The 9,907-nt window shown below is 70.9% G+C and carries 10 protein-coding genes and 3 pseudogenes; 5 read left to right on the top strand and 8 right to left on the bottom strand.

The features are described from left to right. Positions 1-153 precede the first annotated feature (153 nt). On the bottom strand, positions 154-390 hold the full coding sequence (locus AMK18_RS08200; protein WP_241836496.1) for a hypothetical protein: 237 nt from the start codon (positions 388-390) through the stop codon (positions 154-156). A gap of 108 nt (positions 391-498) precedes the next feature. Here AMK18_RS08200 and AMK18_RS08195 point away from each other — a divergent pair, with 108 nt between their 5' ends. From AMK18_RS08195 to AMK18_RS08180, 4 genes are all read left to right on the top strand, one after another. Further along, complete coding sequence (locus AMK18_RS08195) at positions 499-981, top strand: SigE family RNA polymerase sigma factor (protein WP_443333218.1); 483 nt, start codon at positions 499-501, stop codon at positions 979-981. Next, positions 978-1,550, top strand: coding sequence for a PASTA domain-containing protein (locus AMK18_RS08190; protein WP_073862251.1), 573 nt, complete (start codon positions 978-980; stop codon positions 1,548-1,550). The genes AMK18_RS08195 and AMK18_RS08190 overlap by 4 nt, the downstream gene beginning before the upstream one ends. 443 nt (positions 1,551-1,993) lie before the next feature. After that, the gene (locus AMK18_RS08185) at positions 1,994-3,463 is read left to right on the top strand and encodes an FG-GAP and VCBS repeat-containing protein (protein ID WP_073862326.1); all 1,470 of its coding nucleotides are present in this window, start codon (positions 1,994-1,996) and stop codon (positions 3,461-3,463) included. Between the two features lie 271 nt (positions 3,464-3,734). Continuing rightward, entirely contained in the window at positions 3,735-4,004 is a 270-nt protein-coding gene (locus AMK18_RS08180; protein ID WP_018104755.1) for a Thoeris anti-defense Tad2 family protein, read from the top strand. Positions 4,005-4,047: 43 nt separating this feature from the next. On the opposite strand, the pseudogene AMK18_RS34165 reads toward AMK18_RS08180, so the two are convergent. Then, positions 4,048-4,563, bottom strand: a pseudogene (locus AMK18_RS34165) (SDR family NAD(P)-dependent oxidoreductase); the annotation flags it as partial. A gap of 50 nt (positions 4,564-4,613) precedes the next feature. On the opposite strand from AMK18_RS34165, the pseudogene AMK18_RS35665 reads away from it, so the two are divergent. Beyond that, positions 4,614-4,775, top strand: a pseudogene (locus tag AMK18_RS35665) (LysR family transcriptional regulator); the annotation flags it as partial. A gap of 81 nt (positions 4,776-4,856) precedes the next feature. On the opposite strand, the gene AMK18_RS08165 reads toward AMK18_RS35665, so the two are convergent. The 6 genes and pseudogenes from AMK18_RS08165 to AMK18_RS08140 form a co-directional block, all read right to left on the bottom strand. Further along, positions 4,857-6,029 (bottom strand): PP2C family protein-serine/threonine phosphatase, encoded by a 1,173-nt coding sequence (locus AMK18_RS08165; protein WP_073862249.1) that lies wholly within the window; start codon positions 6,027-6,029, stop codon positions 4,857-4,859. A 55-nt stretch (positions 6,030-6,084) separates the two neighbouring features. Then, positions 6,085-6,327: pseudogene (locus tag AMK18_RS35160) on the bottom strand (endonuclease/exonuclease/phosphatase family protein); the annotation flags it as partial. A gap of 101 nt (positions 6,328-6,428) precedes the next feature. Further along, positions 6,429-7,433, bottom strand: a complete 1,005-nt coding sequence (locus tag AMK18_RS08155; protein WP_073862248.1) for a YdcF family protein — start codon at positions 7,431-7,433, stop codon at positions 6,429-6,431. A 116-nt stretch (positions 7,434-7,549) separates the two neighbouring features. Then, positions 7,550-7,954 (bottom strand): RidA family protein, encoded by a 405-nt coding sequence (locus AMK18_RS08150; protein WP_073862247.1) that lies wholly within the window; start codon positions 7,952-7,954, stop codon positions 7,550-7,552. Then, positions 7,951-9,078 carry a mandelate racemase/muconate lactonizing enzyme family protein gene (locus AMK18_RS08145; protein WP_018104760.1) on the bottom strand — a complete coding sequence of 376 codons (1,128 nt, stop codon included), beginning with the start codon at positions 9,076-9,078 and terminating at the stop codon, positions 7,951-7,953. The genes AMK18_RS08150 and AMK18_RS08145 overlap by 4 nt, the downstream gene beginning before the upstream one ends. Before the next feature lie 29 nt (positions 9,079-9,107). Then, positions 9,108-9,902, bottom strand: coding sequence for a creatininase family protein (locus AMK18_RS08140; protein WP_073862325.1), 795 nt, complete (start codon positions 9,900-9,902; stop codon positions 9,108-9,110). Positions 9,903-9,907: the final 5 nt, after the last annotated feature.

Raw genomic sequence — 9,907 nt, 5'->3', positions numbered from 1 at the left:
CACAAAACCGAGAGATCGCAGCAGGAACTCCGACAAGAGCATGGCGTCACCATGACGCGTCCAGACAGTACGGCTGGACGACTGGACCCAGCACAGCCGGTCGACCCGCTGCCAGATTGCGGTGAATCCCTCGGCGAAGGCGACGGCCGGCCGTTACCCTGCCGACCCGGGCCGGTTTTCCCGGCCGCCGGGGATGACCCGCAGGACGGGGCCGGCGGGGGCGAACTCGCCGAGGTCGAGAGCGGCGTCGCGTCCGCCCGCGCGGGGCGCCGGCCCCGCCCCCACCCCGGGCGGCAGCGGCGCGAGGTCCTGGGACACCCCTCCGTCCCAGCTGTGATTCACGTCACTGCCGACGGCTCGGTGCAGCACCCGGCCCCGTTCCGCCGTCATGGGGGCAGTGATTGGGACGGAACGAGGAGAGGAGGTCGGCGGGTGAGGTTTCGCAGGAGCGGTCCGGGCATCGGATTCACGGAGTTCGTCGCACAGCGGTCGGGAGCGTTGTTCCGCACCGCGTATGCGCTGACCGGTGACGTGCACGTGGCCGAGGATCTGGTGCAGGAGGCGCTGGAGCGGGCGTGCCGACACTGGCGGAAGGTCGCGGTGGCGGACTCGCCGGAGGCGTACGTGCGCAAAGTGCTGGTCAACCTGGCCAACGACCGCTGGCGGCGGCTGTCGCGCCTGGGCGAGCGCCCCGGGCTGTCGGGGGTGCCCGAGACGGCCGACCCCCGGGACCGGTTCGGACAGGTGGATATGCGCGCGGAACTGATCGAGGCACTGCTCGGGCTGCCGATGGGCATGCGCAGCGTGTTGGTCCTGTACTACCTGCACGATCTGGACGCCCGGCAGGTCGCCGGCGTCCTGGACATCTCTTCGAGTGCGGTGAGGTCCCAGCTCGCCCGCGGCCTGGCCAAGCTGCGCGATTCCGTATCGGGCGCCCAGGCGCCGCACACCCCGTCGGCCGCTTTCGGAGGTACGAAGTGAGGAACACGTCGTCCGGACCCGCCCCGTTCGAGCCGGGCCTCGAAGCCGAGCTGCGTGCCGCGGTGGCCTCCTTCGCCGACGGGCCGACGGCGCCGGTCGTCGACGCGGCCGCGATCGAGCGAGTCGTCAGCCGCAGCCGCACCCGCCGGGCGCTCCTCGGCACCGCTGCGGCGTGCTGCGTGCTGGCGTGCGCCACGGTGGGGTTCTTCGCTCTGAAGCCCGTGCCGCCCGCGCCCGGCGCCTCCCCGTCCTTGTCCTCACCGGCGAACGGGGCGTGCGCCCCGCTCGCCACCGGCACCCCCAAGAGCGGAAGCGCCGATGCGACTCCGACACAGGAGCAGACCGCGGGAGCGGGCATCGCTCTGCCGGACCTGGCCGGCATGCCGGTCGAACAGGCCGGAAGCCTGCTGCGCGGACTCGGACTGAGCTGCACGATCATGCGGCACACGGACTGGAACGCTCCCGCCGGGCAGGTGATCAGCAGTGACCCCCGGGGCGGCGCAGAACCGGTGGCACCGGGCTCGTCCGTCCTCCTGCTGGTCTCGACGGGCAAACCCGGCAGAACCTGAGCGACCGGGCCCTTCGGCCCGCGCACCGGCAGGACGGCGCCCCGTCCTGCCGGGCAGGGGAGCCACCCGGAGCGGGGGAACGGCTGCGGGTGGCGGGCTCCGATGCCGTCAGCCGCGCAGCTCGCTCGGCATCATCTTTGGGCTGCGGAGGTCCTGCCCGAGGCGGCAGCCCCGACCGGCGCGGACGCGGGCCCGACGCGCCACGTCAGCACCCAGCAGCTGCACGACCGATCCCCTGGCAGGTCCGGTCGTCAGGCGCTGGTCCGGAAACCACTTGCGGGCCTCCTCGGATCAGCCGCCTACGTCGACTGCCTTGCGATGTGGGCGAGTTCATCTTTCGTTTGTCGTGCAACCTTCTCCCCGTCATGGGGGTCTCCGATGCGAGCCCTCATACCTCGTACGCCAGTGGCTCCGCGTACGCGACCAAGGAGAGATTTGTGGGCATGTGCACCACATTGGCCCTAGCCGTCTGCGCCGTTACAGCGTTGTCGGGAGGCGCGGCAGTCGCGGCTCCCAGCGGTGCAACCGAGGGAAGCGCGGCTACCACCGTGCGCGAGGACTTCAACGGCGACGGCTATCAGGACCTCGCCGTCGCCGCCCCCGCCGCCACGGTGGCCGGGCACGCACGGGCCGGCTACATCGCCGTCACCTACGGGTCGTCCAACGGCCTGACGACGGCGAACACCACGGTCATCGACCAGAACACAGCGGGCGTGCCGGGGGCGCCCGGAGTCGGCCAGGCCTTCGGCTACCGGATGGTTGCCGAGGACCTCGACCACGACGGGCTGACCGACCTCGCTCTGGTCACCCATGAGCGGTTCGTGGGTGAGGGGTACGCCATCAACGGCTCCGTCATCCTGCTGTGGGGCAGCTCCGGCGGCATCACCGGACAGGGCGCGGTCCGTGTGCCCACTTTGCCCGACTATCAGATTGGAGACGACCTCACCGCCGGCGACTTCAACGGCGACGGGACGACGGATCTGATGATGCTGAACGGCGACGACGGGTGGCAGCGCGACGTGCTCTACGGGCCGTTCACCCGGGCCGGGAAGCCCGCCAGCAAGCAGGGAATCTTCATGTCCGACACGGACAACGACATGTCGGACACCGCCGCCGGCGACTTCAACGGCGACGGGATCGACGACCTGTGCACGTTCTTCGCGTACGAGAACCACGCCGAGGGCGGCAAGCTGTGGCTGGGCACCTCCAAGGGACTGTCCAAGACCTCGACCCCGCTCCCGAGCGCCGCGGCCACCGCGGTCGGTGACTTCGACAAGGACGGCAAGGACGACCTCGCCACCCGGGTGGTTCCGAACGGCATCACGGAGGACCTGGCCACCGACCCCGGAACCGTGAAGATCTACTACGGTTCCGCGTCCGGACTCAGCACCACCCGTACGAAGACGATCACCCAGGACACCGCGGGTGTGCCCGGGGTGGGCGAGAAGGGAGACCAGTTCGGCGCCCGGCTCAGCTCGGGTGACGTCAACGGCGACGGCTACGCGGATCTGGCCGCCGGTGTGCCTTTCGAGGCCATCGAGACGGCCGAGGGGGCAGGCGCCGTGGTGCTGCTGAAGGGTGGCTCCGGCGGACTGAGCGGTACCGGTTCGCAGTCCTTCCACCAGGACTCGGCCGGGGTGCCGGGCGTGGCGGAGGCCGGTGACCACTTCGGCGGATCGGTCCGGCTGCTCGACATCGACAAGGACGGCAAGGCGGACCTGGCAGCCGGTGCACCCGACGAGGACCTCGACGCTGTCGCGGACGGTGGTGCCGTGTGGTCGCTACGGGGCGCTTCCTCGGGCCTGACCGCCACGGGCTCGTTCGCCTTCAACCCGGTCGACTTGGGCGCCCCGGTGCTCAAGGCCCGCTTCGGCCTGAACCTGGCGAACGACAACGGTCCGAACATCGGCTGACGCATCCGACGAACACGGGGGTGGTGCCGTTCCGTGGCCACGGAACGGCACCACCCCCGGTCCGGAGGCCCTGTGCGCCTCCCCGGCGATCCATGGGGAGCGAAAACCGAAACCCCTGAATGCGCCGGATTCCGTAGGTTCCACACGATTCCCCCCCCCTCCCGGCACCCTGACGACGGCGGCCCGGCGCCTTCTATCCCTCGATGTCCCGCGCTGTCAACTCCTCTTCCCCGTCGCGGAGTCGGCGCCCTAGGCTCGGACCGTGACGCACATGAGCTGGTCGGAGCTGCTGCAGCTGGGTACGGCCGACCCCACCTTGACCTTCGCCCGCCAGAAGTGGGAGCAGCCGGGGAAGTTCGTGTGGGTGGCCCCCCGGGAGACGGTCACGGCGCCCACCGGGAAGGAGTACCCGTTGTGCGTCACGGTGTACTTCAAGGACGCCGACAACATCGTCAAGCCCTACCAGCCGAGCATGGACGGGATGACGGAGGCCGACGACTGGTACGTCGGCGTCTCGGGCCGGCCACCCGAAGAACGGTGAACGGGTACGCGCCCATCCGGCAGCGCGAACCGGAAGCGTGTCGCCAGGGGACCTCCCCCTGGTCGTCGAAGCAGCGGCCCGTCGGCCGGCACGGTGGCCCGTCGGATCGCGGCGGCCGCGCCCTGCTGAGGGTTGTGCCCCCGGCCAGCTCGTTCGCGTACGGCACGGTCACGGCGTTGAGGAACGTCTTGGACGGCGCGTACGCGACGGAGATCGGGCCGGTCTCGGCGCCCGGGGTGGTCTGGAGCGTGAGGGAGCCGCCCGTCCCGATTCACGTCGACGGTCGTGGGCTCCTGAGGTCCGCCCCCGGTGATGCCCGCGTTGTTGACGAGCGCGTCGAGGCGGTGCGCTCCTCGATCAGCAGGGCCGCCGCGGCCACGCTCGCGTCGTCGGTCACGTCCAGCGGTACGCCGAACGCGTCGGCCCCGCCCACGCCCAGCTTCGCCACGGCGGCCTCGCGCCGCTCGTCGTCCCGCGCGCCGACGGCGACCGACCAGCCGAGCGCGCCAAGTCCGGCGGCGATCTCGTACCCGATGCCCTTGTTGCCGTCGGTCACCAGCGCGACCTTGGGGTGGTCTCGGTGTTCGTCTCAGTCATGTCATCGATCCTTCTCCGGCGATCGGCGGGCTTGAGCGACGCCTGGGCGCCGTGCTGCTGGAGCGCGGCAGCCGGGGGGGTTGCCCTGGCCGGTGCGGGGGCGGTGCTGCTCCAGGAGGCCCGCTTCGCGAGGACGCCGTGGAGGCCGCCGAACGGCGCACCCGCCGGGCCGCCTCATCGTGACCGGCGAGGCGCGGTGACACAGCCCGCGAGCCCCGCATGATCCAAAGAAAAGGCCCTAGGTGTGCCGGGGTTTCATCTCGGGCGGGTCGGGCCGTACCAGTCCAGGCACAGGACGGTGGCGTCGTCCTGGACATGGCCGTCGCAGGCTTCGGTGACCGCGGTGACCATGGCGCGCACGGCCTCTCGGGGGTGCTCGCCGGCGGTGTCGCGGAGAAGGCGGGGCAGGTCGACGGCTGTCGCCTGGCGTTCCTGCATGCCGTCGGTGTAGAGGAGGATGCGGTCTCCAGGGCGCAGGTCGAGGTCCTGTACCTGATAAGCGCCCTGCGGAGAGACACCGAAGGGGAGATTGATGTTCAGGCGGATCTCCTCGACCCCGTCGTCGCGCAATCGCAGCGGCCAGACGTGTCCGGCGTTGACCAGCTCGGCGCTGGTGCCGTCCAGCGCGATGCGCAGGAGCTGACCGGTGGCGAAGGTACGGCGGCCGTGGTCGAGGACCGCCCGGTGCGTCTGGCGGGCCTGCCCTGCCAGGTCCAGGCCCGCGCGGCGGGCGCCGCGGGAGGCGTTGACCACCAGGGTGGCCATGAGGGAGGCGTCGACGTCGTGGCCCATGGCGTCGGTGATCGACAGGTGCAGGGTGTGCTCATCGAGGCTGTAGTCGTAGGTGTCACCGGCGATGTCGGAGGCCGGCACCAGGGCCCCGGCGAGAGTGAACTCGGGTGCCTCGCAGGACGGTGCCGAGGGAAGGAGCTGGCGTTGGATTTCCGCGGCCAGGGTGACCGAGGCGGTGCGGTTGCCCCAGTGATAGAGATCGGTGAAGCGGCGGTCGGTGACGATGACATACGCCAGTGCGTGCGCGACCTCCGCGACCTGCTCCAGCACGTCCTCCGAGGCGTTGGCGAGATAGAGCTCCAGCACGCCGATGGCGTCTCCTCGGTTGGTGACCGGGGCGAGCACCCGTCTGCCCTGTCCGCCATCGAGCGCCATGACCGGCTTCTGGGTGCGCAGGACATCGTCGTACACACTGCCCGCCAAGAGCACCTGGTCGGCGCCGTGCTCTCGTGCCGTCGTCCTCTCCTCATGGACGCGCAGCAGTCGCCGGCCCACGACGTCGACGAACAGAAACGACACATGCCGCGCTCCGAACCGCTCGCGCAGAATCTGCGCCACGACGTCGAGGGAGCGCACCGGCGCGGCAGCCTCGGCCGCGGCGAGCACCTCTGCCAGTCCGATTCGATCCCGCTCCACAACAGCCTCCCTGGTTCTGGGACCCTCCTTCCTTCCCCGTGTGGCCCGAGGCATGACTCAGATCGGCCTGCACCAGATCGTGGTCCGACCACGGGGTGAGATGCACCCGTTGTTCCAGCGGCGCGAAGCCGCGAAGGGCCCCCATCACGGTGAGTTCGGAGGCGGCCGGCATCGCGTTGAAGTCACCGAGGACGATCGTGCGGTCGTAGCGGGCGACCGCCTCGGCCAGCACGCGGGTCTGCGCCGCGCGGACCGGTTCCTGCCTCCGGCCGGCCAAGTGCGTGTTGAACACCCAAACAGGCGATGACCTGGGGCGCGTACGTGGCGATCTCCGCCGTTCTGCGCGCCGCCCTTGCAGGGCTGGCGCGCCCGCCGCAAGCCACCGCGCGCCTGTTCCGGTCACCCCAGCCACCAGATGAAGACGCCGCTGAGCAGGACGAGCAGGAAGAGAACGGCGTTGGTGCGACGGTAGGCGACCAAGAGGGCCACGAACTCACGGATCATGGCGCTCGGCCAGAAGTACGCGGCCGTCGGGGCGCCGATCACATGACCCCGGACGCCGGTGCGGCGGGCGATGATCGCGGCGCGGAAGACGTGGTAGTTGTTCGTGACGATCACGCACCGGTAGTCCGGATTCGCCTGCTCCATCAGGGTTTTGCTGAACGTCAGATTCTCGTCCGTGGTGGTGGAGCGGTCCTCGCGTTCGATCAGATCGGCGGGGAAGCCCTGGGAGACCAGGTAGTCGGCCATCGCGTGGGACTCCGGCACCTTCTCGTCGGGCCCCTGCCCTCCCGAGGTGAGCAGGACCGGGCGCCGGCCCTTCCGCGACAGCCTGGAGTGTTCCTTACGGGCCCGGTCGAGGCGGCCGGCCAGCAGCGGGGGCACGGTGGTACCGCCGATCAGACCCGAGCCCAGGACCACCACGAAGTCCGCCCGGCGCCGGATGCGCAGACGCCCGTACAGGCTCCCGTAGACGAGGAAGCAGAGGAACAGGAAGGCGATGTATCCGGCGAGCGCCACCGCCGTCGCCGCCACCACCAGAAGCGTGTGGGTGTGCAGCACCAGCGCGGTGATCAGCAGCGCGAGCAGGGCTACCAGAGCGATGCCGGCCCCCAGGGACAGCAGGTTCGCCGGGCTCCGGCCCTCTTTGCGGACCATGGTGATTCCGTTGGCGATGAGGAACCACGCAAGCGTGACGACGCCCACGCCCGCGAGGGTCAGGAGCACGACGACGAGATCACGGCCCAACTGGGCTCGCTCGGAAGCCACATGCAGGAGGAGCCCGATCACCGCGAGGACGGTGGACAGGCCCAGCAGAACCGCGTTGCTCATGCGGCGGCGGTCTCGCACCACACCGACACAGAACAGGAGGAAGCAGACGAACGACGGTACAAAGGCCACCATGTGCCGATCCTACGAGGCGTGGCGCGGTCCCGGGCCGGACGGGTCGGCCCCTCGCTGCGGGCCAGGGCCGGCTCGTCCTCGGACGGGCCGGCCCTGACGCGTAACCCCGGCCCCGGTCAGGAAGCGCGGCGCAGCGCCACCACGTCGATCTCCACGAGGATGCCCATCAACTGGGAGCCGACCGTGGTGCGCACCGGCCTCGGCTCGTTGAAGTGCTCCCGGTACACGCGGTCGAAGCCGGCGAAGTCGCAGTGCACGTCCTGGAGGTGGACCGTCGCCTTGACCACGTCGTCGAGCGTGAGCCCGTCGGCGGCGAGCAGGGCACTCACGTTGGCCAGGACCTGGCGGGTCTGCTCCTCGATGGTGTCGCCCAGTGCGCCGGTGGCCGGGTCCTGCGGACCGAAGCCCGAGGTGAACAGGTACGGGCCCGCGGCGATGCCCTGGCTGTAGCCGCCGATCGGTGCCGGTGCTCCGGCCGTGGTGACGACACGGCGCGGGGTGAGGGGGCTGTCGGCGGTCACTTGGTGAGGTCTCCTTCCGCGGCGTTGACCCCCGCGTAGTGGCGGAGCTTGTCCTCGTCGACGGTGACCCCGAGACCCGGTCCGTCCGGGACCCGCAGGCTGCCGCCGGACAGCGTGAGCGGCTCGATGATGTCGTCCGCGTGCAGGTAGTACATGGAGTCGATGGCGCGCGACAGCACCGGGGTGCTGGCGACGACCGCGAGGTGGGCCGCCGTGGCGATGCCCAGTTCGCCGCCGCTGTGCAGGTTCATGCCCAGGCCGAACGTCTCGCAGTGCGCGGCGAGCGCCTTCGTGGCGGAGATGCCGCCCCACTTGTAGACGTCACCGTGGATCACGTCGACGGCGTTCAGCCGCATCGCGGGTGCGAAGTCCTCGAACCGGACCACGCACATGTTGGTGCACAGCGGGATGCGCACCTTCTGGCGGACCTGGCTCATCCCCTCGATCCCGACGCAGGGGTCCTCCAGGTACTCCAGGTCCAGTTCCTCCAGGGCGATACCGGCCCGGATCGAGTCCGGCACCGACCAGGCGGCATTCGGGTCGACGCGCAGGTCGATCTCGGGCAGCGCGGCGCGCACGGCCCGCAGGATCGCGACGTCGCCCTGGACGTCCTTGGTGCCCTTGAGCTTCACGGCCGTGAAGCCGCCCTCGGCGACCACGCGCTCGGTGTGCTCGGCAAGGGCGCGCGGCAGGTCCTCCGCACCGGCTCCGGGGGCGTCGGCGCGTGTGATCAGGGCGGTCAGCGGCACCTGGTCGCGCACCGGGCCGCCGAGCAGGTCGGTGACCGACTGCCCGGTGGCCTTGCCCATGGCGTCCCAGCAGGCGACGTCGATCGCGGCGAGTGCCGCGTATCCCAGGTAGCCGTAGAAGAACGGCACCATGTGGTGGCGGCGGTGGAAAGCCTCCAGGGCGAACGGGCTGGTACCGATCAGGTCCTCGGCGAGGTCGCGGACGATCGCGGCGACCGGTCGGCCCCACATGGTCTCGCCCCAGCCCTCGACGCCGGAGTCGGTCCTGATGCGCACCACGGTGCGCGTCTCCCCGGTCTTCGTCTCGAAGGAGCTGGTGAACGGGTTGACGAGGGGCAGGTTGACGACGTGGACGTCGACCTCGGTGATCTTCATGTGCACTTCCTTGTGTGGGGTGGTGGGGGTCACGCGAGGGGGCGCGACGCGGCGTCGAAGGCGAGCACGGCCCGGGCCAGGCCGCGGGCACGCCGGTCGAGCAGCCGCTCGCCGTGCTCGGCGTCGGCACCGGCGGCGTCGTCGGTGGCGCCGCCCACCCGCTCCCATTCGCCGTGCCGCTCCACGGTGAGTCCGGGATAGGGCGGCTTGTCGAAGAGGGGCGGGGGCTCGACCGGTGCGTGCCCGGCCCGCTCGTCCCGTACCAGCTCCGGCTGCGCGGCCAGCATCAGCGACGTCTCGAACCAGCCGGCGTGTCCGGGTACCAGGCCGTCCGGTTCCACCGCGTCGGCGGGCTCACCGGTGTCGGTGAGCGTCCAGTACGAGCACGCGGCCGCCGTCACGTCGGCGCGCAGCGCGAACCGCTTGACCGCGAGCCGCATGATCTCGTCGTTGCCCCCGTGACCGTTGACGACGAGGACCCGGCGGTAGCCGCAGGCGGCCAGCGAGTCGAGGAGCTCGTCGAGCACCATGCCGAGCACCGGCGCCGACAGGGTGAGCGCCGCCGCGAACAGATGGTGCGGGCTGTGTCCGTACGGCAGGGTCGGCAGGCGTACGAGGGCGGGCACGGCCTCCCCGGTGGCGGCGCGCTCGTCGAGCAGGGCCAGGGCGCGGGAGACCACGGCGTCGGCGAGCATCGTGTCGGTGCCCATCGGCAGGTGTTCGGCGTGCTGCTCCTGGGAGCCGATCGGCAGGACGGCGATCGCCTCGGGCGCCGCCGCCCGTGTCTCGCGCCAGGTGGTCTCGGTGAGATTGCGGTGGGTCATGCCGC

The organism is Streptomyces sp. CB01249, assembly GCF_001905735.1.
Lineage (GTDB): Bacteria > Actinomycetota > Actinomycetes > Streptomycetales > Streptomycetaceae > Streptomyces.
The sequence above is the reverse complement of the archived record's forward strand: the minus strand, read 5'-3'. Positions and strand labels throughout refer to the sequence as shown.